A 23,536-nucleotide genomic window follows, 5' to 3' on the forward strand; every position below is an offset into this window, starting at 1 on the left:
CTCATGGCGGCAGAATCGAGGAGACGAGGAGCTGGGTATAGGGCTCACGGGGATCGTCGAGCACCTGGTCGGTGAGACCGGTCTCGATGACGCGGCCGCCTTTCATCACCATCACGCGATGCGACAACAGCCGGGCGACCGCGAGATCGTGGGTGACGATGATGACGGCGAGATGCAACTCGGCGACGAGGCTACGCACGAGATCGAGCAGGCGGGCCTGCACGGAAACATCGAGGCCGCCGGTCGGTTCGTCCATGAACACCAGCCGCGGCTCGGTGACGAGGTTGCGGGCGATCTGGAGGCGCTGGCGCATGCCGCCGGAGTAGGTCCGCGGCGCATCGTCGATGCGCGCGATGTCGATCTCGACACGGGTGAGCCAGTCCGACGCGGTGTCGCGAATGCGGCCATAGTGATTCCAGCCCACCGCCATCAGCCGCTCGCCGACATTGGCGCCGGCCGACACCGCCATGCGGAGGCCCTGCGCGGGATCCTGATGCACAAAACCCCAATCGGTGCGGAACAGGAAGCGCCGCTCGGCTTCGCCGAGGCTCGTGAGATCGCGGGTGACGCCGTCGCGCATCCGGTAAGAGACCTGGCCGGCGCTCGGCGCGAGCTGGCCCGACAGCATCTGCAGCAGTGTCGACTTGCCCGACCCGGACTCGCCGACGATCGCCAGCACCTCGCCGGGATAGAGCGAGAACGACACGTCGCGGCACGCGGCGATGCGGCCATAGGACTTGCTGAGAGACTCGGAGACCAGCAGCGGCTGGTCGTTTTCGAGACTATCGAGATCAGCCATGTGAGCCCGCCTTCTCCTTGTACGGCGCAGCGCTCAGGCTGCCGTGATGGCCGGCGGCCTGACGGCCTTCACAATAATCGGTGTCCGAGCACACGAACATGCGCCCGCCCTTGTCGTCGGTGACGATCTCGTCGAGATAGGAATTCTCGGCGCCGCACAGCGCGCAGGGCGCGTTGAAACGATACGGCTCGAACGGATGATCCTCGAAATCGAGCGACACCACCTGCGTATAGGGCGGGATCGCATAGATGCGCTTCTCGCGGCCGGCGCCGAACAATTGCAGTGCCGGGCAATTGTCCATCTTGGGATTGTCGAATTTCGGCGTCGGCGACGGGTCCATCACGTAGCGCGCATTCACCTTCACCGGATAGGCGTAGGCGGTGGCGATGTGGCCGAAGCGGGCGATGTCCTCGTAGAGCTTCACATGCATCAGGCCGTATTCAGCCAGCGCATGCATGCGCCGCGTGTCGGTCTCGCGCGGTTCGAGGAAACGCAGGGGTTCGGGGATCGGCACCTGATAGACCAGCACCTGGCTTGCGTGCAGCGAGGTCTCCGGGATGCGGTGACGGGTCTGGATCACGGTCGCCTGATCCGTCGCCGTCGTCGTGGCGACGCCGGCGGTCTTGGCGAAGAATTTGCGGATCGAGATCGCGTTCGTGGTGTCGTCGGAACCCTGGTCGATTACCTTCAGCACATCCTGGGGACCGAGGATCGCCGCGGTCACCTGCACGCCGCCGGTGCCCCAGCCATAGGGCATCGGCATCTCGCGGCTGGCGAACGGCACCTGATAGCCGGGGATCGCGATCGCCTTGAGGATCGCGCGGCGGATCATCCGCTTGGTCTGTTCGTCGAGATAGGCAAAATTGTAGGCGGGCGCGTTCATTCCGCGGCCTCCTTCATGGCATCGGGCGCGTTGGCCTCGGCAAACTCCTTGCGCAGCTTGCGCAGGAGGCCGAGCTCGGACTGGAAGTCGACATAATGCGGCAGCTTCAGATGCTCGACGAAGCCGGTCGCCTGGACGTTGTCCGAATGTGACATGACGAATTCTTCATCTTGCGCCGGGGCTCCCACTTCCTCACCCAGCTCGCGGGCACGCAGCGCGCGATCGACCAGCGCCATCGACATGGTCTTGCGCTCGCTCTGGCCGAAGGCAAGGCCATAGCCGCGGGTGAAGCACGGCGCTTCCGTCGCCGAGCCCTTGAATTGATTCACCATCTGGCATTCGGTGAGCTCGATCGAGCCGAGCGGCACGGCGAAGCCGACGTCTTCCGCGAAGAATTCGACCTCGACCTCGCCGAAGCGGATCTCGCCGACGAAGGGATGGTTGCGGCCGTAACCGCGCTGGGTGGAATAACCCATGGCCAGCAGAAACCCTTCGTCACCGCGCGCGAGATTTTGCAGGCGCAGGTCGCGATCGGCCGGAAAGTTCAGCGGTTCGCGCGTGAGATCGCCGACGCTCGCCCCGTCCTCGGCCCGCGGCGAGGATTCGATCAGCCCGTCGCGGCCCAGAATATCGGTCACGCGCGGCGTCGGCGCCGTCGAAGCTTGAGCCGTCGCGGGCACTTCAGGCACAAACCCCTCGGCGAGAGAGGGATCGAGCAGGCGGTGCGTGTAGTCGAAGGTCGGCCCGAGGATCTGGCCGCCGGGAATATCCTTGAAGGTCGCAGACACCCGCCGCTGCACCCGCATCGCGCCGGTGTCAACCGGCTCGCTCGTGCCGAAGCGGGGCAGCGTGGCGCGGAAGGCGCGGACCAGGAAGATCGCCTCGATCAGATCCCCGCGCGCCTGCTTGATGGCGAGCGCCGCGAGCTCGCGGTCATAGAGCGACCCTTCGCTCATGACGCGGTCCACGGCCAGCCCAAGCTGCTCCGAGATCTGATCGAGTGTGACTTCGGAAACGCTCTGGTCGCCACGCCGCGCATTGGCGAGCAGGCGATGGGCGTTCTCGATGGCGCGCTCGCCGCCTTTGACTGCGACATACATGCGACTAGCTTCCCTTGTTCACGACACGCGTGGTGCGCGGGATCGCAACCACGGCATCATCGGCGACCAGCACCAAATCGATGCCGCGCGGAAACAGCGCCTCGTTGAACCGCAGCCGTTCGAACAGGTCGAAAGGCCTGATCGAGGCCTGAAGCGTCGCGACACCATCGATGCCGGGGCCACGCAACTCGAAACTGCGACCTGAGTCCAGGCTCTCGACCTGAAGGATCACCGTGGTCGAACGATCCGGATACTCATTCGTGCCCAGCGCGAAGCGCTCGAGCGACGGCAGCGCGGCGCCGTCACTGATCAGCGCGAAACTCGCAATCGAGGAGTCCTGCACCACCGGCGCGCCGGTGTGGAACTTGAGCCATTTCACCACGTCGGAGCTCTCCGCCATCCGCTCATCGAGCCAGAGCGGCGTGTCGTGGTCGAACAGCGTCAGCGCGATCGCGGCAGTGCCGCGCATCGCTGGTCCGGGCGCACCCGCCATCGGCACGATGCGCTGGACCGAGCCCGGCCGCGCCATCGCATCCATGACCGAACGAAAAGTCGATTGCGCCGACAAGACCTTGTCGGCGAAACCCGGCGGCAGTTCCGCAATCGTGGTCATGGCCTCACCCCTCACCGCGCACCATGGTGTAGAAATCAACCTTCGTCGCGGCGGTCTCGGCCGCCGCCTGCTTGCGCTGAATCATAAGCTGCTCGCGCAACGGCGCGATAACGTCACGCTCCACCGCCTCGCCGAAATCACTGGACTGCGCCAGCGCGTCGCACAGCGCGATCAACCGCGCCTTCTCGCCGTCGCGCCCCAGCGCGTAGCCGAAGCCGACCTCGCCGCTCGCGAGCCGGACCGCGGCGCGGGACACCGTCGCTTCGCCGAGATTGAACGGCGCGCCATCGCCGCCGACCCGGCCGCGCAGCATGACAAGGCCGTTTTCCGGCGCGCGCAGCTCCTGATGAGCCGGCAGGGCGAGAGCGCGGAGGCGAGCGGCGATCTCGCCCGCCTCCGCGTGCGCCAGCACGGCCATCGCGGCCTTGCGCTGGGCTTGCTGGTTGTTGTGCTGGGTCACCAAATCCACCGAACTTTTCTACGAACTTGCCGAATCCAAGTTGTCTATGATAATAGACAACTTGATACGGAAGCGCCATGACTGTTTCGTGACAAACGTGTGATTTCTGAAGTAGGCTTCTCGGCGACATGAGCATGCAGGACACAGCCTCTTCGGGCGTCGCGCTGTGGCGCCTCGTTGCCGACGGCATCGAGCGCGGCATCGCCGACGGCCGCTTTGCGGCCGGCGACAAGCTGCCGGGCGAGGTGGAGATCGCCGAAACCTATCGCGTGAACCGCCACACCGTGCGGCGCGCGCTCGCAGCCCTGGCCGAACGCGGCCTGGTGCGCGCCGAACGCGGCAGCGGAACCTATGTCGAGGCGCAGAAACTCGCCTATCCGCTGCGCTCGCGCACCCGCTTCTCCGAGATCGTCGGCGCGGACGGCCGCGAGCCGCATGGCCGGCTGATCGAGGCATCCGACGACGTCGCGACCCGAGACCTGGCGCGGGAACTGGGATTGAAGGCCGGCGCACCGCTGGTGCGGATCGAGGCGATACGCCTCGCCGACCGCACGCCGATCTGCGTCTCCACCACCTGGCTGTCAGCGGAATTGTTTCCGGGCGCGGGCGAGGTGTTCGCCGCGACCCGCTCGATGACGAAACTGCTCGAGCATTACGGCGTCCGCGACTACAGCCGCGGCGCGACCCGGATCACCGCCGGCATCGTCGACGCGACCGACGCCGCGCGGCTCGATCTGCCGCTCGGACGGCCGATCCTCGTGGTCGACGCGACCGACCACGATCTCGCGGGCAAGCCGCTGGTGACCAAGCACTCGCGCTTTGCCGCGGAGCGCGTGGAGTTTTTGGTGGAGTCGTAGGCCTCTTCCCCTCTCCCCTTGTGGGAGAGGGTGGCTCGCCGCGATAGCGGCGAGACGGGTGAGGGGTCTGTCTCCGCAAATCCCGTCAGAGCTTGAGGAGACATACCCCTCATCCGGCGCTTCGCGCCACCTTCTCCCACAAGGGGAGAAGGCAAGAAGAAGCTGTGATCAGGCGACCGCCCGTCTTCCAATAATCGCAAAGCGCAGCTTGCTCGAAATGAAATCGATCGCGGCGACCGCGACCAGAATCATCAGGATCAGGAACGACACCCTCTGCCATTCCAGCACACGAATCTGCTCGGCGAGCTGGAGGCCGATGCCGCCGGCGCCGACGATGCCGATGATCGTGGCCGAGCGGGTGTTGGATTCGATGAAATAGAGCACCTGGCCGGCGATCACGGGCAGCACCTGCGGCAACAGCCCAAAACGGATCTCGTGCAATGCGCTGCCACCGGAGGCGCGGATGCCTTCGACCTGCTTCTGGTCGGCGCCCTCGATCGCCTCCGAGAACAGCTTGCCGAACGCGCCGAAATCCGACACCGCGATGGCGAGCACACCGGCGAACGGACCGAGCCCGACCACATTGATCCACACCAGCGCCCAGATCAGCGTGTCGACGCCGCGGATCGAATCGAGGAAACGCCTGATAGGGAAGCGCAGGATCTGCGAGGGTATGACGTTGCGAGCGGCGAGCAAGCTGACCGGAAGCGCGAACACGGCCGCGAGCGTCGTGCCGAGCAATGCGATCGACAGCGTCTCACCCAGCGCCTTCAGATAGACCGGGAGCGAAGATCCGGGATCGGGCGGGATCATCATCAGGCTGATCCAGCCGAGCTGGCTCAGCCCTGCGAAGAATCGCGACGGCGAGAAGTCGAGATCGACGAGGCCGTAGACCAGGATCGCAAACGCCGCGACGATCATCGCGGGCATCGCGAGCCGCGCCGAGGCGGGGCGGTCGAACACATCGGGATAGCGCGCGCGAAGCTCGCGCGTGTCGACCTCCTGCGGTCTCGTCACGTCCGTGCCTCCTTGCCGAACAGACGGCCGCGCAGCCAGCCCGTGGTGATGTCGATGATGAAGACCGTGATGATGATGGTGAGCAGGATGGCACTGACGTCGGAGTAATAGAACTTGCGGATGGCGACGACGAGCTCCTGGCCGATGCCGCCGGCACCGACGAAGCCCATGACCGAGGCCTCGCGGACATTGATCTCGAAGCGCAGCAGCGCATAGCTGGCATAGCCCGCGGTCACCTGCGGCACGACGGCGAAGCGCATGCAGGAGAGCCAGCTCGCGCCGATCGAGCGGATGCCTTCGACCGGCTTCATGTCGGCGTTCTCGACGATCTCGGAGAACAGTTTGCCGAGCGCGCCGGTGGAGTGGATCGCGATCGCCAGCACGCCGGCCATCGGCCCGAGGCCGAAGGCGATCACGAAGATCAGCGCGAAGACGATGCCCGGCACCGTGCGGGCGAATTCGAGCAGGCGGCGCACCACGAAGCGCAGCCAGGGCGACGGTGACGTGTTCTCGGCCGCGAAGAAATTCAGGCAGAATGCGAAAGTCGCGCCGATCAGCGTGCCGACATAGGAAATCAGCAGCGTCTCGCCCAGCATCTTCAGCCATTTTCGCCAGCCCCACAGCCACTCGCCGAAATCGGTCCAGACCCGCTGGCCGCTGTCGAGCGTGAGGATGCGGTCGAAATAGCTGATGAAGTTGCCGAAATAAGTGAAAAGCGTGCGCAAATTCACTTCGGCGCCGATCGCGGCGAGAACCAGCGCGGCGGCGAAGATCATAACTCCCAACAGGAGGCGGAGTCGCTTGCGCGCGACCGCCTGGCGATAGGCCGCGTTGAGCACGGCGAGCTGCTGCTCGGGGAGGATCGAAACCGCGACGGTCATCTGGCCAGAGAAGGTGGTCGATCAAAGAGAAAGAGCCGGGTCCATCGACCCGGCTCCAGTGCTATCGTCCTGAAACTCAGGACGCCTTCTTCTTACGCAGTGCATCGACGAACTTGATCAGCTCGATCGTGCCATCCCAATCCTTGGTGGTAGCGGGATGAAAACCCTTCTTCTGGCCGTCGGAGAGGCGGTCGAACGCGGCCTTGTCCTTGGCCGGCGCGTCGAAGAACGCCTTCGCGATCGCCGCCTTGGCGCCTTCCGGCAGGTCGGAATTGTAGGCATAGGGGCCGTTGATGATCGGCGCCGACTTGTGGATGATGCGGAAATCGTCCTTCTTCATCGCCGAGCCGTCGGCGTTCTTCAGCATGTTCTTGGTCAGCATCTGCGCCAGCGTGGAATCGTCGTCGCTGGTCCACTGGTTGGCGGCGACGTCGACAGTGCCCTGGGCCAGCGCCAGGATCGCGTTCTCATGGCTGCCGGTGAAGACGACCTTGCTGAAATAGGTGTCGGCATCCGGGATGCCCATCTTGTCGAGCTCGAAGCGCGGCACGTTGTTGCCGGAGGTCGAGTTCGGGTCGACCAGGCCGAGGTTCTTGCCCTTGAGGTCATCGACCTTCTTGTAGGCGCTGCTCGCCTTGACGAAGAACACCGAATAGTAGCCGGTCGAGCCGTCGGCGTTGATGTCGTTGGCGAAGGCGTCGGTCTTGACACCGGTCAGGCGGGCGCGCGCGAACGACGCCGAGCCGTAGCTGGCGATCTGGATGTTGCCGGCGCGCTGGCCTTCGATGACCGCGGCGTAGTCGTTGGCGATACGCAGCGTGACCTTCACGCCCAGTTCCTTGGAGAGATAGCTCACGAACGGCGCCCAGCGCTCGGTGACGCCGGAGGCGTTCTCGGCCGGAACGACCGCGAAGGTCAGTTCGGGATATTTGGCTTTCCAGTCGTCGGCGGAGGCCGAGGTCGTGAACGCGAGCGCGGCGGCGCCGGCGAGGATGAGTCTGCGAGTGATCATGATACCCTCTTCATCGGTTGGGGTCGGTTGACGCAAAAGTTGGCAACTACAGGCGGAGCTCAGGCGGCCGCGGCCGTTCCGAGCGCCGGCACGCCCTCAGGCGCCGGCACGGGGATTCCGCCCATGACGTCGGAGGCTTCGAGATCGTAGAGCTCGCGCGCGACATGGTCGGTCAACTCGGCCGGCGCGCCGTCGAACACCACGCGACCCTGCGCCATGCCGATCAGGCGATCGCAATAGTTGCGGGCGAGATCGAGCGAATGCAGGTTGCAGAGCACGGTGATGCCGAAATGCTTATTGATGCGCAGCAGCGCATCCATCACGATCTTGGTGTTGCGCGGGTCGAGCGAGGCGATCGGCTCGTCGGCAAGGATGATGTCGGGCTGCTGCACCAGTGCGCGGGCGATCGCCACACGCTGCTGCTGACCGCCGGAGAGCTGGTCGGCGCGCTGGGCCGCGAGCGAGGCGATATCGAACTGCTCGAGCGCCGACATCGCCAGCGCCTTGTCCTGCTCGGGCCAGGTCTGCGTGAGAGAACGCCAGGCCGGCATGGTGGCAAGGCGCCCCATCAGGACGTTGGTCAACACGTCGAGCCGGCCGACCAGGTTGAACTGCTGAAAAATCATCGCCGAACGCGCGCGCCACTGCCGCAGCTCCTTGCCGCGCAGCGCCGTGACGTCGAGGCCGTCGAACAGGATGCGGCCCTGCGTCGGCGTCGCCAGGCGATTGATCATGCGCAGCATGGTCGACTTGCCGGCGCCGGAGCGCCCGATCACACCGACGAACCCGCCGGGGGAGATTTGAAACGAAGCGTCGTCCACCGCCGCTTTTGCGCCGAAGCGGCACGTCAGACCTTCAACCACCAGCATGCAGGGCTCCAGAGTAGCTGGAAACCACCGCTAACGCCGGCACTTGACACTTGTGTGACATCGGCGTTGCGGTGCGGCGATCCTGCACACCTCATCCCCTGTCATTGCATCGTCATGACATTGTCATCAAGCCACTCGAAGAGGAACGCCCGCCCTCAAGCTTTCGGATGCAACATGGCCGGCAAGATGCTTTCGGTCGAACCGACCATCGACCCTTCGGCGAAGCTGCATGAGACCAGGCTCGGCACCTATACCGAAGTCGGCGCGCGCACGATCCTCACTGAAGTCACGATGGGCGATTACTCCTATGTCGTGAACGACGCCCAGATCACCTACACTACGATCGGAAAATTCTGCTCGATCGCGGCGATGACCCGCATCAATCCCGGCAATCATCCGATGCATCGCGCCACGCAGGCGCATTTCACCTATCGTTCCAGCGCCTATTTCCCCGGCGAGAGCGACGACACCGAGTTCTTCGACTGGCGGCGTCAGCATCACGTCCACATTGGCCACGACGTCTGGATCGGCCATGGCGCGATCGTGCTGCCGGGCCGCAACATCGGTACCGGCGCGGTGATCGCGGCCGGCGCCATCGTCACCAAGGACGTGCCGGCCTACACCATCGTCGCCGGCAATCCGGCGCGCATCGTGCGTCGCCGGTTCTCGGAAGACGTCGCCGGACGGTTGGCCCGGCTCGCCTGGTGGGACTGGGATCACGACAAATTGCGTGAAGCCCTGCCCGATTTCCGCAAGCTCGGGATTGAAGATTTCCTCTCGACATATGAAGGACAGGCAGGCTCTCGCACCAAATCCCCTGCCAGCAAACGAAGCGCGGTCGCGTGACAGACATCTTCCTCGAGGGCGGCCGGGCCCTGATCGGCTCCGAGCTCGTCGAAACTTCCGTGCTCGTGTCCGGAACGGATATTGCAGAGGTCGATGCCTCTCGCGGCCGTGCGCGGCTGGCGATCGATGCGTGCAACCTGCTGGTGCTGCCCGGCATCGTTGATCTGCATGGCGATGCCTTCGAGCGGCAGATGATGCCACGCGCCGGCGTCGACTTCCCGATCGACGTCGCACTCGCCGACAGCGACCGCCAGGCGATCAGCAACGGCATCACGACCGTCTTTCACGCCACGACCTGCTCATGGGAGCCGGGCCTGCGCAGCGTCGACAATGCGAGGGGCTTGATGGAGGCGATCGAGCGGCAGCGCCCGCAATTCGCCGCCGACACCCGCTTCCATCTGCGGCACGAGACCTACAATCTCGATGCCGAGGCCGAGATCGGCCAGTGGCTCGCCGAGGGCCGCGTCGACCTGTTCGCCTTCAACGACCACATGGACGGCACGGTTGGGGACATGGCGAAGCCGCGCAAGCGCAACCGCATGGTGGAGCGCACCGGCCTCTCGGGCGAGGAATTCGACCGGCTGGTCGAGCGCGTGCTTTCGCGCGCCAGTGAAGTGCCGGCTTCCGTGTCGCGGCTTGCCGCGACTGCGCGCGCGGCCGAGGTGCGGATGCTCTCGCATGACGATGCGACGCCGGCGATGCGGCAGGAATATCGCGCGCTGGGCGCTGACATCGCGGAGTTTCCGATCAACGAGGAGACCGCGCGGGCGGCTGCGGCTGCGGGCGATGCCATCGTCTACGGCGCGCCGAACGTCGTGCGCGGCGGCAGCCATACCGGCTGGACCCGGGCGTCCGACATGATCGCGAAAGGACTCTGCTCGGTGCTGGCGTCGGACTATTACTATCCCGCGCAGCTGCTCGCCGCGTTCCGCCTCGCCGCCGACGGCGTGCTGCCGCTGACCGAGGCCTGGAACCTGGTGTCCGCAGGACCGGCCCGCGCGACCGGCCTCACCGATCGCGGCGTGCTCGCGGAAGGACGCCGCGCCGACGTGCTGCTGGTCGACGACAGCGTGCCGTTGCGGCCGCGGCCGATTGCGGTGATATCAGGGGGAAAGCTCGTGCATCTCGCCGATGCGACGCGACTGCTCGCTGCGGCGGCGACGCCGCGCGAGGCTGTCGTCGTGGCATAAACCGGTTATGTTCGGGCAATGACAGGTTTTCCCCGCTACGCGATCTATTTTGCCGCCGGCGCCGACAGCGCCCTCTCCCGCTTCGGCGCCGGGCTGCTCGGCTATGATGCCCACACCGGGAACGAGGTGCCGTTCCCGCACGAAGCGCTGCATGTCGCGCCGGACTGGCGCGACGTCAGCGCCGATCCCCGCAAATACGGCTTTCACGCCACGCTGAAGGCACCGATGGCGTTGGCGGCCGGCAGAGCTGAAGCCGAGCTCGTCGCAGCCTGCGCGGCATTTGCCGGCAAGGTGCGGCCGATGCCGTCGATCCGCCCGGTCGTCGATTCCATCAGCGGCTTCATTGCGGTGATCCCGGCCGAGCCGGTGGATGCGCTCCAGCAATTTGCCGCCGATTGCGTCCGCGAATTCGATGACTTCCGCTCGCCCATGACGGCGGAAGACCGCGCGCGCCGGAGGCCCGAGAAGCTCAGCGAGCGGCAACGCGACTATCTCGATTGCTGGGGCTACCCCTACGTGATGGAAGAATTCCGCTTCCACATGACGCTGACCGGCCGGCTGGACGCGGAGCGGCGCGGGCCGATTCTGGAGATGCTGAGGGGAAGATTTGCGGCGCTCGATCTCAATACGCTCGCGGTCGATCGTATCGCGCTGTTCAAGCAGGATGACGCCAACGCGCGCTTCCGCGTCATCGATGAATGGGCTTTGACGCGATAGGCTTCAACGCCAGCTCGCTAGATTGAAGGCGAGCGCCACGACGCCAACCAGAATGAGGCTGGTCGCCCAGATTGCATCCAGATTGAACCAGCTTCGCGAGACGAACCTCAATCCCAGATAGCGGTAGACCAGCCACGCCAGACATCCGCCGACGCTGACCATGGCGGTCACGTGTACCAGGGACACCACGACCGCCATCCCGAGACTTGTCTTCATCAGCACGCCCGCGGCCTCATGGCCGGCATCGAGTTCGAAGGCCCGACAGAGCCCGAGATAGATCGGCACGAGCATCAAGGCGGCGCCGTGAGCAATGGCGACGGCAAACGACCAGAGCGCCAGTTGCGTTGGCGGAATCCGTGCCAGCGCGCGCGGATGGCGCCGCGCGATCAACCGATAGACTCCGAAGCCGATGACGAGAAGGCTCGCGCCGAGCTGGATCGAACGCTGCCACTCGGCCAGCACGAGCAGGAACGCGAATGGCAGCAACACGAGAAGCGTTGCCAGGAGATGTCCGGTCGCCAGCGCCCACAACGCGCGGAAGAGCGCACGCGGGCTCTTGTCCATGAGCCCGGCCGAAACGGCGAGCGGCCATCCCATTCCCGGATTGACGCCGTGATAGAAGCCGCTCGCAACCAGAGCCAGCCAGAGCCAGCTCAGCGTCCAACTCCCAGGCTGCCAGTCTAGACCGACGGGTAGCAAAAGGAGTCCGTCGAACAATCGCCGCCCTCCAGCCTGATCTGGTGCGCGCGGTATCCGTCGGGGAAGCTCACGAAATAGTCCTTGGCGAGCTCGAGGCCGCCGTCGCGGCCGACATTGGCCATGACTTCCACACCCGGAACGCCGTCGGGGTAGAACTGGTCATCCCAGGTGGAATACAGCGAATTGGTCCAGTACACGCGCCTGCCGTCGCGGCTGATCTCGACCATCTGCGGACCGGCCGCAAATGCCTTGCCGTTCGGATGGGGCGTGCGGCGCGCGATGCCGCCGATGTGAACCGAGCCCGCAAGCTTCGGCTTTCGCGGATCACTCACATCGTACTGGCGCATTTCACCCGTGCCCCAGCACGAGACATAGAGAAACCGGTCATCCATCGACAGATCGATGTCGGTCACCAGCGGTGGCACGGCGCCAAAGCCCTGCAGCAGCGGCGGGAGCTGTTCCTTTGGTGCGGGCTCGGGTGGGATCGTCGCCGTCTTCTCCGCATGGAATTTTCCACCTTCGCGCCACCAGGTCCAAATCGATGCTTCGAGATTCGTGGTGTCGACCACGACGCCTACGAAGCCGTATTCGCGAACCGGATCATGGGCGGGCCGCACCTCCAGCGCCATCTGATGATTGGCGCCGAGGTCGATGGTCTGCACGTTGCGGCGGGCGCGGAGATCCCAGAAGTGGAGACGATGGCCATATTTGTTCGCCAGCAGATCTTCCGGGACGATCCCGTTCTCGAACTGCGGCGGCAATGCCCATTCGCTCGTCACCATGTAGTCGCGCGGCAGGTTCCACCAGAAATCATAGTGCAGCGTCTGCGGACCGCGATCGATCTCCCACCGTCCAAGGACCTCGAACGTCTCGCAATCCATGATGAAGACGCCTGGAGGCCCATTGGTGCCGTCCTTGCCGCCGCCGCCCAGCGTGCTCACATAGACGCCGTCCGGCCCGCAATGGATGGTGTGTGGCCGTGAGTAGCCGGTCTTTTTGAAGATTTCCTCGGGCTCGATGATCTTGTGGATCTTGGCCTTGGTCGGATCGGGCTTGGTATCGATGATGTAGATCCGCGACGAGCGTATCCCGGGGATGATGAGATAGCGCCGCTCGATGAAGGCATGTCCGGCGAGCGGCGACAAGGCCGAGGAGCAGGCATTCCAGCCGAAGTGATGAAACTCATCGCCCTTGTTGGGCATCGTCACCGTGTGGACGATTTGGCTGTAGGTCGGCGATCCCGGCTTGACGTCGATGACCGCGAGAGCATCCGGCTTTGAGAAATCCGGACTGAGCAGCAGCGTGTAGGCAAAGTTCTCCGCCGGTGCTTCCATCGCCAGCTTGGGCGATGCGTGAAAGGTGGGATCCGGCCTCATCGTCATGGCACTGCCTCCCTGTTCTGTCGGTTCGCGCCAGCCTGGTCCGGGATAGCGGCGTAATGAAGAACTGTTGCGCGATGTCTTGAGATGCTCCACGGGGCTGGTTGGCGAGCGTACAATATGTCATCGCCGGGCCGCGGGAAACGGTCCGAGCCGCGCTAATTCGACGCCATCAGCCGGATGGAAGCCGGCGGGATCAGGCTCGTGCGCACCTCACACTCGGCGTCGCCCCCGCGTAGGCGGGGACTGCCGAGAGGCCTGGCGACAACCGAATGGGTGCGGCGCTACTTCCCCCACCGCAACGCCAGCGCATCCCGCTCCTTGGCCAGCTCCAGCAGACCTGCGCGCGTCGCCGGGTGCAACGGCTGCAGCGGATGCCGCACGGCGTCCGATTTGATCACGCCGCCGGCCTGCATCATGACCTTGCAGGCGCTAAGGCCGCATTGGCGGTTCTCGTAGTTGATCAGCGGCAGCCAGCGCTCATAGGCGGCCTTCGCCTCCTCGCGTTTGCCGGCGAAATAGGGATCGATGATCTGGCGGATGCCGTCGGGATAGCCGCCGCCGGTCATCGCGCCGGTGGCGCCGGCGTCGAGATCGGCGAGCAGCGTGATCGCCTCCTCGCCGTCCCACGGTCCCTCGATGTCCTTGCCACCCGCTTCGATCAGGCTGCGCAGCTTGGAAGCGGCGCCCGGCACCTCGATCTTGAAATAGCGGATGTTGGCGAAGTCGCGCGCCAGCCGCGACAGCAGCTCGACCGACAGCGGAGTGCCCGCGACCGGTGCGTCCTGGATCATGATCGGAATGGTGATCGCGCCGGAGAGCACCTTGAAGAATTCGACGATGCCTTTCTCGGGCACGCGGAAGGTCGCGCCGTGATAGGGCGGCATCACCATCACCATGGCAGCGCCCGCCGCCTCGGCCTGCTTGCTGCGCGCGGCGCAGACGGCCGAGCTGAAATGGGTGGTGGTGACGATGACGGGAACCCGACCCGCGACATGCTCCAGCACCGCATGCATCACGGTCTCGCGCTCGGCATCGGTGAGCACGAACTGCTCGGAGAAATTGGCGAGGATGCAGAGGCCATTCGAGCCGGCATCGATCATGAAATCGATGCAGCGGCGCTGGCCCTCGAGGTCGAGCTCACCGCGCTCGTCGAAGATGGTGGGCGCGACCGGAAACACGCCGCGATAGGGGCGCTGGGCCTTGTGTTGTGGCGTGACCGGCATCGAACTCTCCATCCCTGATGTGGCTTACGTCTGTCGCAGCGCTCGCGGAGCGAGGCGTCACAGATGTACTCGCCGCGCGAAGCGGCGGCAATGCCGTTCGCGCGACGCCGGGATGGATGAGTATCGAAGTTATGCGGTCTTCACGGCCCCCAAAAAGCCCTCGACCGCGACGCGGAGACGATCGGCATCGGCCGACATCTTCTTCACGGATTCGGACAGCACCGTGCCGGCGTTACCGGTTTCCTGGTTGAGCCTGGCGACGCTGCCGATGGTGTCGGTGACCTCGCGGGTCCCCTGGGCTGCCTGCTGGAAGTTGCGCGAGATCTCGGTGGTGGCCGCGCGCTGCTGCTCGACCGCGGCAGCAATCGCCGTCATCTTCTCGTCGATGCCGCTGATGGCGCCCCCGATCGAGCGGATAGCGGTCACGGCCTGGCCGGTCGCGCCCTGGATCTCCTCGACCTGGCGCGAGATTTCCTCGGTTGCGGTTGCGGTCTGCGCCGCGAGGCTCTTGACCTCGCCGGCGACCACGGCAAAGCCGCGGCCTGCCTCGCCGGCACGCGCCGCCTCAATGGTGGCGTTCAACGCCAGCAGATTGGTCTGACCGGCGATGGCGTTGATCATCTTCACGACCTCGCCGATGCGGCTCGCGGTCTGGTCGAGGATTTCGACCGTCGCGTTGGTCCGCTCGGCCTGCGAGACGGCCTCGCGGGCCTCGCGGGCGCTCGACTGCACCTGCGCGGAGATCTCGCCGACGGACGCGGAGAGTTCCTCGGTCGCGGCGGCGATGGTCTCGAGATTGTTGGTGGCCTGTTCCGCCGCGGAAGAGACCGCCGCGGTCTGGCTGGTCGACTCGGATACCAGCGTACGCACGTCGGTCGCCGTCGCATCGAGCTCCCGCGTCGACGCAGCGACGCTGTGGATCACCGCCTGCACGGTGTCGTCAAAGCCGCGGCAGGCCTCGTCCACGGTGCCGGAACGGGCAAGCTGCAAGGCCTGCTGCGATTCGCGCTCCTGGCCCAGACGCTCGGCAGTCGCCGCGCTCTCGCGCAGGCTTTCGAGCGCGGCAGCCATGGTGCCGAACTCGTCGGGATGCCGGGCTTGCGGCACCGGTGTCGCATAGTCGCGCGCGCCGATCCGCGCGATGGCGTCGAGAATGGCGCGGACCGGGCGCATCAGGCGATTGCGCACGACGTACACGCCGGCCATGGTCACGGCGAGCGCCAGCAGGAACGCGAGCGACTGCACCACGAGGTTGGTGAGCGCCTTGTCCTGAACCGTCTCCGCGCGGGCGATCGACTGGTCCAGCGCCTTGTTCGCGACCGCGACGATGGACGCGAACGGCGACTGGCAGAGCGTATTCCACTCCGAGGCGGGCATCGCGGGCTTGCCGCTGCCGTCGAAATTCTTGGTGAGATCGCCGATCTGCTTGAGGACGCCGTCGGTCTTGGCCTTCGCGTCCGTTGCTGCGGTCACCAATTCCGCCGTCACGTCGGGGGCAGCCAGCAACTCGGTCATGCCGGCCCAGCCGGAGGTGATGGTGCCGTCCCATTGCGCCACGGACCGCTTCTGGGCGTCATCGAGCGGCTTGCTGGTGTTGACGTTCGAGCGAAGCGACGAGCAATGGATTCCATAACGGTCGCGCACCTGCCAGGCGAAGCGACGGACCTGGATCATGCGGGCGATGTAGGGGTCGTTCATCCAGGCGCGGTTCGACACCGCGGTGGAGGCCAGGTTCGCGGTGTCGATCACCTTGGTGACCGCATCGTACCAGGAATTGGTTCGCTCGATCTTGCGCTCGGTGCGCGGGCGCTTGGCCTCGTCGTAGAACAACTGGAATTGCGGCGCGGCGTCGTTCCAGCGCTGCTTCAACGTGCTGGCGAGTTCGTCGCGACGGGCGAATTCGATGGTGGCAAGCGCGGCGCTGATCCCGTCATAACCGCCCTGCTCGGCCTTCTCCGCCGCCTCGAGCTTGGCACGCGGATCGTCCTCGCCGAGGATCGCGCTCTGGGCATCGCCGCGATTATTGCGCAGGGCGAGCACGCCATGGAAGATCGCCTTGTCAGCGGCGGCAAGCCGCGCGGTCTCGAGACTGTCGCGGTAGCGGCCGAAGGCACCGAACATCTGGATTGCCGTCGAGGCCAGCGCGCCGGCGGCCAGCAGCGCCATCAGCGTCAGGAGAAGCGAGCTTACCGATTTCTTAAACATGGACATGGGGGGCCTGCAATTACACTTGCTGGCCACCCTGCCCTGCGACATGCCAAGGATCGGTTAAGGTTTTAGTCAAATTGCCGGGAGCTCGCGGTCTGCCGCGCCTTTGCGCTAGCGAAATCAGGCAACCTTGGTGAAATCGGGCGGGCGGCGCTCCGCAAACGCCGTGAACGCCTCGCGGGCCTCGGCGGTGCGCAGGCGCTGTCCGAACTGCTCGCCTTCCGCATTCATCTGCGCGACCAGCGCCTCGCCGTTGCGCATCAACTTCTTGGTGGCAGTGAGCGCGCCGGCCGGCTGGCGAGCAAGACGCTGCGCCAGCGCGAGCGCTTCGGCGTCGAGCTTGTCCAGCGCCACCACGCGGTTGGCGAGCCCCCATTCCAGCGCGGATTTGGCCGGCACGGTCTCACCCAGCGCGAACATCTCGTAGGCACGGGCGTAGCCGATGCGCGCCGGCATCAAGAGACTGGAGGCGGCTTCCGGCACCAGCGCGAGGCTGACGAAGGGCGTCGACAATTGCGCGTTGTCGGCGAGCACGACGAGGTCGCAATGCAGCAGCATCGTGGTGCCGACGCCGACGGCGCGGCCCTGCACGGCTGCGACCAGCGGCCGGGTGCAGCGCGCCAGTGACTGGATGAAGCGCACGACGTTGCGGCTGCCCTCGGACTTGCCGGCTGCGACCGCGGCGAATTCGCCGACATCGTTGCCGGCGGTGAACATGTCGCCCTCGCCGCGGATCAGGATCACGCGGGTGGACGGATCGAACTCGGCGGATTCGATGGTGTCGGCGAGCTTGCCGTACATCGCATCCGTCAGCGCGTTCTTCTTGTCGGGGCGCGCCAAGGTGAGGGTGAGGATTCCGTTGTCGTTCTCGATCCGGACATGCTCGGTCATGGGTCTCTCCTTTATTCGTCTGAAGGTCTTGGAAACTTGTCCTGAATGCTGGTCAGCCAGCGCGCGACGATGTCGATCTCCGCGCTGGTAAATCCGTCCGTCAGCGCGGCGTTGATCTGCGCCGCGTCAGTCTTCGCCTGCGCGAGCACGGTGCGCCCCTTCGATGTCAGCCATACGCGCCAGGCCCGACCGTCCTCGCGATCAGGCCGCCGCTCGATCAGTTTTGCGGCGGCCGTGCGGTCGACCAAGCCGGAGATGCCGGCCGGCCCCATGTCCAGCGCCGCCCCCGCTTCGCCCATCAGGATACCGTCCTGCTTGCCGAGGATGAACAACAGCCCCGCCTGCGCCGGCGTGACCTCGTTCTGCGGCTGCGCCGCCATCCAGCGCTGCAACCGGCGTTGCGCGACGTTCAGCAGATAGATCAGCCGGTGATGCCTCGCTGCGGCGGCTTTATTTCGCATGCGAAATATGTAGCCTGACTCCGGCAGGTTGTCAAAACCTGCCGTCGCTAACTCGCCGGGCCGCGACAGCCGTCGAGCAGGATCGCCGCGCATGCCCGCGCTCGCCGCTCGATCTCCTTGCGCGAGGGCAACGTCAGGCTTGCGTAGATCGCCGCACGCTGCGGTGCCGACACCATCATGCCGATCATCATGCCTGCGGCTTCATCGACGTCATCGAGCGCGATGCGCTTCTTCTTGACCTGGTCGCGGAGCCAGCCCGCAAGCGCCGCCGCAGTGCGGGCAATGCCATCCCTGTAGAAATTCGCAGCGAGGTCGGGGAACGTGGCCGATTGCTGCAGCACCATACGTTGCAGAGCCACGACCTCCGGATCGAGCGCAAGATCAGCGCAGGCGACCAGCACGGCAGTCAAATTCGTTTCGATGTCGGCCTGATTGTTGGCCTGAAGATTGACATCGGAGAGCAACCGATCGAGCCGGTCCGCACACATCGCTTCGAACAGTGCCGCCTTGCCGGGAAACAACCGATAGAGAGTCTTGGTTGAGATGCCGGCTCCACGCGCCAATTCCTCGGTGCTGGTCGCGGCATAGCCCTCGACGGCGAAGGCATGTCGTGCGGCCTCGATGACGATGCGCTTCGTCTCTTCATCGCTGCGCAGCGGCGGCCGCCCGCGGGGACGGCTCTCGTTTGAAGATTTTGCCTGAGCCATGTCTTTAAATGATGACTGTCATTCCATTGACAATTCCAAAGCTAGTCTCATTTTGGAAATCGTCAAGTTTCCTAATTCAGGGGAGCCGGCCATGACCGTCCACACCACCCCATCTGTTGCTACCCAAACCGCCCTTCCGGCGACCGCGCTGGAGGGCGTCCTGCCCGCCGCGCCGACCAGCGTCCGCCGGCAAAAGCTCAATCTCCGCAAGCTCTTGCTGACGGGTGCGGCAATCGTCGCGCTGGCCGGCGCGAGCTGGTACGGGTACGATTACTGGACCGTCGGCCGCTTCCTCGTCTCCACCGATGACGCCTATGTGAAGGCCGACAACACCACCATCGCGCCGAAGGTCAGCGGCTATCTCGACGGCGTCCAGGTCGGCGATAACGAGCATGTGAAGGTGGGCCAGGTGCTGGCCCGGATCGATGACCGGGACTTCCGCGTCGCGCTCGACCAGGCCAAGGCCGACGTCGCCGCCGCGAATGCGACGGTGACGAGCAAGCAGGCGCAGCTCGACGTCCAGCAAGCCGTGATCTCCGCCGCGAGAGCAACCATCGACGTCGATACGGCCGCAAAGACTTTCGCGGAGCAGGAGAACAAGCGCTACACCGACCTCGCCAAGACCGGATACGGCAGCGTGCAGAACGCGCAGCAGGCGCAGGCGCGCGATGCCGGCGCCGATGCCGCGATCCAACGCGACACCGCCAATCTCGCCTCGGCTCTCAAGCAGGTCGAACTCCTGAAGGCCGAGATCACGCAGGCCAGCGCCGCGGCGGCCCGTGCGACCGCACTCCAGCATCAGGCCGAGCTCAATCTCAGCTACACCACCATCGTCTCGCCGATCGACGGCGTCGTCGGCAACCGTACGCTCCGCGTCGGCCAGTATGTGCAGGCTGGAACGCAGCTGATGTCGATCGTGCCGGCCGAAGGCGCCTATGTGGTCGCCAATTTCAAGGAGACGCAGCTCACCCACGTGCGCGCGGGACAACAGGTCGAGATCGAGGTCGACACCTTCCCGGGCCAGGTCGTGCACGGCCATGTCGATTCGATCGCACCCGCCAGCGGCCAGGAATTCGCACTGCTGCCGCCGGACAACGCCACCGGCAATTTCACCAAGGTCGTGCAGCGCATCCCGGTGAAGATCGCGCTGGATGCCGAGACGCACGCAGCGATCGAGCTGCGGCCCGGCATGTCCGTGATTCCAACGATCGCAACCCGTTCAGCGCCGACCGCGCAAGCGGCAACGACGCCCTCAACGAAGTCCAAAGCGAAGCTTGTTTCCGGAGGGTCGTGCCATGTCAAACAGCCTCTCAATCTCGACGCCAGCACCCGCAATTCCGACCGCGACGCCTGACCGCGTCGCCGCCGATCCGAACCGCGCAAGCGCCACGGTCTGGATCGCCGTCTTCGCGGCGATGATCGGCGCCTTCATGGCGATCCTGAACATCCAGATCACCAACGCCTCGCTGCTCAACATCGAGGGCGGCATCGGTACCGGCGCCGACAACGGCTCCTGGATCTCGACGTCCTATCTGATCGGCGAGATCATCGTGATTCCGCTGACCGACTATTTGTCGCGGGTGTTCTCGTTCCGCAGGATCATGCTGAGCTTCGCGACGCTGTTCGCCGCGTTCTCGGTCGCCTGTGCCTTCACCCACGATCTGCCCTCGATGATCGCGATGCGCGGCTTCCAGGGCTTCTTCGGCGGCGTGCTGATCCCGATGGCCTTCACGCTGGTCTTCACCAAGCTGCCGAAGGGCCAGCAGCCAATCGGCCTTGCCATGTTCTCGCTCGCCGTGACCTTCGCGCCCGCGATCGGCCCGACCATCGGCGGCTATCTGACCGAGAATTACGGCTGGCAGACCATCTTCTTCGTCAACGTGCTGCCAACCGCCGTCATGGTGACGATCCTGTTCTTCACCCTGGAGCGGCAGCCGATGAATCTCGGGCTGTTGCGCGAGGGCGACTGGTTCGGCATCGCGACCATGGCGGTCGGCCTTGCCTCGCTCCAGGCCGTGCTTGAGGAGGGCAACAAGGACGACTGGTTCGGCTCGCCCTTCATCGTGCGGCTCGCGATCATCGCCGCCGTTAGCCTGTCGCTGTTCATCTACAACGAACTCGTGGTCGAGAAGCCGCTGCTCCGCCTGCGCCTCTTGATGCAGTGGAATTTCGGCGTCGGCACGATTGCCGCGGTTTTCCTCGGCTTCGCGCTGTTCGGCTCGGTCTATCTGCTGCCGGCCTATCTCGGCCAGGTGCAGGGCTACAATGCCGAGCAGATCGGCAACGTGCTGGCCTGGACCGGCCTGCCGCAACTCCTTTTGATTCCGCTGGTGCCGAAGCTGATGCAGCGCTTCGACGCCCGCTATATCGCAACCGTCGGCCTGCTGCTGTTCGCCGCGAGCTCCTTCCTGAATATCGAGATGTCGCTCGACTATTCCGGCGACCAGTTCTTCATTCCCAACGTCGTGCGCGCGGTAGGCCAGGCCTTGACGCTGGCGCCGCTGTCAGCACTCAGCCTCGGCAGCGTCGCACCGCAGGATGCGCCTGCGGCGTCCGGCATCTCCAACATGATGCGCAATCTCGGCGGTGCCATCGGCACCGCCGTGCTTGCCACCATCGTCACCAAGCGCGAGCAGTTCCACTCCAACATCATCGGCCATTCCGTCACGCTCGGTCGCGAGGAGGTCCGCGCCCGCATCGCGCAGATGACGAACTACTTCATCGCGCACGGCGTTCCCGACCCCAACGCCGCGCGCGAGCAGGCCATCATCGCGCTCGGCAAGACGGTGAAGCGCCAGGCGCTGGTGATGGGCTATTCCGACACCTTTGCGGTGATCGGCGTGGTGCTGGTGCTCGCCGCGATCGCGGTGCTGCTGACGCGAAGGGTGAAGGCGGCGGGTGGCGGAGGTGGTGCGCACTAGGAGGTCTACTCCCTCTCCCCGTCCTTGCGGGGAGAGGTGAAGAGCCGCCTCACGGCGCGCAGGTGAAGCTCGCCGCCTCCGTGATCGGGCCGCTCTTGTAGTGCGGCCAGGCCGGCCAGCGGCACAGTGGCAGCGCGCGGACGACGGGGAACCCGGGCGCTTCGACCTTCTGCTCGGTCACTTCGAGGTCGCCCGGCGCTTTGCCTTTCTCAACCCAATCGACCAGCGCACTGAGCATGTCGACATTGGCCGGCGCGCCGGAGCCGACATGATCGACACCCGGCGCGGTGTAGAGCCGCGCGAACTCCGCCGTCTCGGCCTTGCCGAGCTTGCGCTCGACGCTTTCGAAATAGCGGATGCCGGCATAGGGGCTCTGCGCATAATCGGCCATGTGCTCGAGCATGATCAGCCGGCCGCCACGTCCGCGAAAACGGCCGAGATCGGGATCGGTCGAATCCATCAGCTTCGAGACTTCGAGCAGCCGCGCCTTGTGCTCCTCCACCTTGTAGGTGGTGACGTCGAGCTTGGGATCGCGCGCGAACACATATTGAATGCCACCAGCGCCATAGATCCAGGCGATGCCGTTGTTGGGCGCGGGCGGCTGCGCCGGCGGCGCGGTGCCGAGCCACCACGCGGACCACCCACCGGTCGGCCCGATCGCCGGCGTGTCCTCACCCGACACGCCCCAGCCCGGATAATCGTCGAGCCCGTTGGCGAGCACGAACGGGAATTTGTAGGTGGCGTGCAGCGTATTCACGGCCTTGATCTGCGCGTCGGTGAGACACTGATCGCCCGTCTTGCCGGCCGCGCAGCGCAGCGTCTCGACCTTGAACGTCGCCTTGCAGGCCACGGGATCCTGCACCAGCGCGTCGTCGGAGCCGTCAGCCTTATCGCAAGCCGCCCGCACGGCGTCGCCGACGAGCTTGACCTGCGCCGGATTGATCCAGCCCTCGCCCATGGTCGCGAGCCCCGAGCGCGTGCCGGCATGCTGCAAACCGACCCAGTTGATCACGGGCACGCGCGCGAAAATGCCGTCGAAATCGTCGGGGTAGCGCTGCGCCATGGTGAGACCTTCGCGGCCGCCTTCGGACGAGCCCATGAAGTACATCTTTTCCGGCTTCTTGCCGTAGGCGCCCTCCATCAGCGCAACGGCGGCGTCGCGGACCTTCTTGTAGGCGCGATGGGCGAAGTTCTCGAAGGCTTCGTCATTCAGCGCGAAGAGCTGCGGCGGCTCGCCTGGCTTGGACTCATGGCCGGAATCGGTGCCGTAGGTGACGAAGCCGCGCGCGAGCGGCGATGGCTTGTCGAAGGGATAGGCCGGCGGCAGCGAAAGGCCAGTGATCAGCACGCCGTTAAAGCCGCCGCCACCATATTGCACCGAGCGCCCGTTCCATTCGACCGGAAGGTTGACCTGGAATTTGATCGGCGGCGCCTTGGGGTCGACAGGGTCTATATGGCCGAGCACCTTGCAGAAAGCGGGATTGGCGGGCGTGACGCGCCCCGACGGCGTCGGCCCGCGCTCGGCAACGGCGAGAGGTGACGGTGCGAGCAACGTCGCGGAATCGATCTTCACGGCGTCGGTGCCGCCGACGAGACCTTTGCAGACGGTGTCCGCATCCTCTGCCAGCGTCGCAGCGAACCCGTCGCCAGCGCTCACGGCTGCCATCGCACCCGCGAGCCATGCACAGAGCTTCGCTCTCTTTCGCGTCATCGTTTCCACCCGGCGTTCGCTGTTTTGTTGGATTGGTCCGTTGGCCGCATTGAATGCAACCTTCGCCGTTCCGTCAATCGCTTGCGCCG

Annotated in this window: 23 protein-coding genes; 6 read left to right on the plus strand and 17 right to left on the minus strand. The window is 65.4% G+C overall.

Features of this window, described 5'->3' with window-relative positions; translation table 11 throughout:
- Position 1 precedes the first annotated feature (1 nt).
- Genes phnK through phnG form a run of 5 tightly spaced genes read right to left on the minus strand, consistent with a single transcriptional unit; the run spans position 2 to position 3,864 of the window.
- Positions 2 to 799 (minus strand): phosphonate C-P lyase system protein PhnK, encoded by a 798-nt coding sequence (phnK, locus tag JQ627_RS13980; RefSeq protein WP_212484756.1) that lies wholly within the window; start codon positions 797 to 799, stop codon positions 2 to 4.
- Positions 792 to 1,682, minus strand: a complete 891-nt coding sequence (locus tag JQ627_RS13985; protein WP_212484757.1) for an alpha-D-ribose 1-methylphosphonate 5-phosphate C-P-lyase PhnJ — start codon at positions 1,680 to 1,682, stop codon at positions 792 to 794. The genes phnK and JQ627_RS13985 overlap by 8 nt, the downstream gene beginning before the upstream one ends.
- A complete protein-coding gene (locus tag JQ627_RS13990; RefSeq protein ID WP_212484758.1) occupies positions 1,679 to 2,782 on the minus strand; it encodes a carbon-phosphorus lyase complex subunit PhnI in 1,104 nt (367 codons plus the stop codon). Before JQ627_RS13990 ends, JQ627_RS13985 begins: the two co-directional genes overlap by 4 nt.
- A 4-nt stretch (positions 2,783 to 2,786) precedes the next feature.
- Positions 2,787 to 3,395, minus strand: a complete 609-nt coding sequence (phnH, locus tag JQ627_RS13995; protein WP_212484759.1) for a phosphonate C-P lyase system protein PhnH — start codon at positions 3,393 to 3,395, stop codon at positions 2,787 to 2,789.
- Positions 3,396 to 3,399: 4 nt separating this feature from the next.
- Positions 3,400 to 3,864, minus strand: a complete 465-nt coding sequence (gene phnG, locus JQ627_RS14000) for a phosphonate C-P lyase system protein PhnG (RefSeq protein ID WP_212484760.1) — start codon at positions 3,862 to 3,864, stop codon at positions 3,400 to 3,402.
- A 119-nt stretch (positions 3,865 to 3,983) separates the two neighbouring features.
- Between phnG and phnF the strand changes: the two genes are divergently transcribed.
- A complete protein-coding gene (gene phnF, locus JQ627_RS14005; RefSeq protein ID WP_212484761.1) occupies positions 3,984 to 4,712 on the plus strand; it encodes a phosphonate metabolism transcriptional regulator PhnF in 729 nt (242 codons plus the stop codon).
- Positions 4,713 to 4,880: 168 nt separating this feature from the next.
- Here phnF and phnE (JQ627_RS14010) read toward each other — a convergent pair whose 3' ends face one another.
- The 4 genes from phnE (JQ627_RS14010) to phnC all read right to left on the minus strand — a co-directional run bounded on the left by phnE (JQ627_RS14010) (position 4,881) and on the right by phnC (position 8,491).
- Positions 4,881 to 5,729 (minus strand): phosphonate ABC transporter, permease protein PhnE, encoded by an 849-nt coding sequence (gene phnE, locus JQ627_RS14010; protein ID WP_212484762.1) that lies wholly within the window; start codon positions 5,727 to 5,729, stop codon positions 4,881 to 4,883.
- Positions 5,726 to 6,610 carry a phosphonate ABC transporter, permease protein PhnE gene (gene phnE, locus JQ627_RS14015; RefSeq protein WP_212484763.1) on the minus strand — a complete coding sequence of 295 codons (885 nt, stop codon included), beginning with the start codon at positions 6,608 to 6,610 and terminating at the stop codon, positions 5,726 to 5,728. Before phnE (JQ627_RS14015) ends, phnE (JQ627_RS14010) begins: the two co-directional genes overlap by 4 nt.
- Before the next feature lie 76 nt (positions 6,611 to 6,686).
- Entirely contained in the window at positions 6,687 to 7,622 is a 936-nt protein-coding gene (gene phnD, locus JQ627_RS14020; protein ID WP_212484764.1) for a phosphonate ABC transporter substrate-binding protein, read from the minus strand.
- 59 nt (positions 7,623 to 7,681) lie between these two features.
- Positions 7,682 to 8,491, minus strand: a complete 810-nt coding sequence (gene phnC / locus JQ627_RS14025) for a phosphonate ABC transporter ATP-binding protein (RefSeq protein ID WP_212484765.1) — start codon at positions 8,489 to 8,491, stop codon at positions 7,682 to 7,684.
- Positions 8,492 to 8,665: 174 nt separating this feature from the next.
- On the opposite strand from phnC, the gene JQ627_RS14030 reads away from it, so the two are divergent.
- The 3 genes from JQ627_RS14030 to JQ627_RS14040 are packed head-to-tail and all read left to right on the plus strand — an operon-like array spanning position 8,666 to position 11,244.
- The gene (locus JQ627_RS14030; protein ID WP_212484766.1) at positions 8,666 to 9,337 is read left to right on the plus strand and encodes a chloramphenicol acetyltransferase; all 672 of its coding nucleotides are present in this window, start codon (positions 8,666 to 8,668) and stop codon (positions 9,335 to 9,337) included.
- Positions 9,334 to 10,527, plus strand: coding sequence for an alpha-D-ribose 1-methylphosphonate 5-triphosphate diphosphatase (locus tag JQ627_RS14035; RefSeq protein WP_212484767.1), 1,194 nt, complete (start codon positions 9,334 to 9,336; stop codon positions 10,525 to 10,527). Before JQ627_RS14030 ends, JQ627_RS14035 begins: the two co-directional genes overlap by 4 nt.
- An 18-nt stretch (positions 10,528 to 10,545) precedes the next feature.
- Positions 10,546 to 11,244 carry a DUF1045 domain-containing protein gene (locus tag JQ627_RS14040; RefSeq protein WP_212484768.1) on the plus strand — a complete coding sequence of 233 codons (699 nt, stop codon included), beginning with the start codon at positions 10,546 to 10,548 and terminating at the stop codon, positions 11,242 to 11,244.
- 3 nt (positions 11,245 to 11,247) lie between these two features.
- Here the strand turns inward: JQ627_RS14040 and JQ627_RS14045 are convergent, their stop codons facing one another.
- From JQ627_RS14045 to JQ627_RS14075, 7 genes are all read right to left on the minus strand, one after another.
- Positions 11,248 to 11,841 (minus strand): hypothetical protein, encoded by a 594-nt coding sequence (locus tag JQ627_RS14045; protein WP_249143089.1) that lies wholly within the window; start codon positions 11,839 to 11,841, stop codon positions 11,248 to 11,250.
- Between the two features lie 83 nt (positions 11,842 to 11,924).
- A complete protein-coding gene (locus JQ627_RS14050; RefSeq protein WP_212484770.1) occupies positions 11,925 to 13,325 on the minus strand; it encodes a selenium-binding family protein in 1,401 nt (466 codons plus the stop codon).
- 281 nt (positions 13,326 to 13,606) lie between these two features.
- Positions 13,607 to 14,548 carry a dihydrodipicolinate synthase family protein gene (locus JQ627_RS14055; protein WP_212484771.1) on the minus strand — a complete coding sequence of 314 codons (942 nt, stop codon included), beginning with the start codon at positions 14,546 to 14,548 and terminating at the stop codon, positions 13,607 to 13,609.
- Positions 14,549 to 14,677: 129 nt separating this feature from the next.
- Positions 14,678 to 16,759, minus strand: coding sequence for a methyl-accepting chemotaxis protein (locus JQ627_RS14060; protein ID WP_212484772.1), 2,082 nt, complete (start codon positions 16,757 to 16,759; stop codon positions 14,678 to 14,680).
- Positions 16,760 to 16,876: 117 nt separating this feature from the next.
- A complete protein-coding gene (locus JQ627_RS14065; protein WP_212484773.1) occupies positions 16,877 to 17,647 on the minus strand; it encodes an enoyl-CoA hydratase in 771 nt (256 codons plus the stop codon).
- An 11-nt stretch (positions 17,648 to 17,658) separates the two neighbouring features.
- Positions 17,659 to 18,108: a MarR family winged helix-turn-helix transcriptional regulator gene (locus JQ627_RS14070; protein WP_212484774.1), complete on the minus strand. Its 450-nt coding sequence runs from the start codon at positions 18,106 to 18,108 to the stop codon at positions 17,659 to 17,661.
- A 47-nt stretch (positions 18,109 to 18,155) separates the two neighbouring features.
- Positions 18,156 to 18,815, minus strand: coding sequence for a TetR/AcrR family transcriptional regulator (locus JQ627_RS14075; RefSeq protein ID WP_212484775.1), 660 nt, complete (start codon positions 18,813 to 18,815; stop codon positions 18,156 to 18,158).
- Positions 18,816 to 18,906: 91 nt separating this feature from the next.
- On the opposite strand from JQ627_RS14075, the gene JQ627_RS14080 reads away from it, so the two are divergent.
- Complete coding sequence (locus JQ627_RS14080; RefSeq protein WP_212484776.1) at positions 18,907 to 20,169, plus strand: HlyD family secretion protein; 1,263 nt, start codon at positions 18,907 to 18,909, stop codon at positions 20,167 to 20,169.
- Positions 20,111 to 21,736, plus strand: a complete 1,626-nt coding sequence (locus JQ627_RS14085) for an MDR family MFS transporter (protein ID WP_212484777.1) — start codon at positions 20,111 to 20,113, stop codon at positions 21,734 to 21,736. The genes JQ627_RS14080 and JQ627_RS14085 overlap by 59 nt, the downstream gene beginning before the upstream one ends.
- Positions 21,737 to 21,785: 49 nt before the next feature.
- Here JQ627_RS14085 and JQ627_RS14090 read toward each other — a convergent pair whose 3' ends face one another.
- Positions 21,786 to 23,447 carry a tannase/feruloyl esterase family alpha/beta hydrolase gene (locus JQ627_RS14090; RefSeq protein WP_212484778.1) on the minus strand — a complete coding sequence of 554 codons (1,662 nt, stop codon included), beginning with the start codon at positions 23,445 to 23,447 and terminating at the stop codon, positions 21,786 to 21,788.
- Positions 23,448 to 23,536: the final 89 nt, after the last annotated feature.

The sequence above is a fragment of the Bradyrhizobium liaoningense genome (assembly GCF_018130785.1).
In the GTDB taxonomy this organism is placed as follows: domain Bacteria; phylum Pseudomonadota; class Alphaproteobacteria; order Rhizobiales; family Xanthobacteraceae; genus Bradyrhizobium; species Bradyrhizobium liaoningense_A.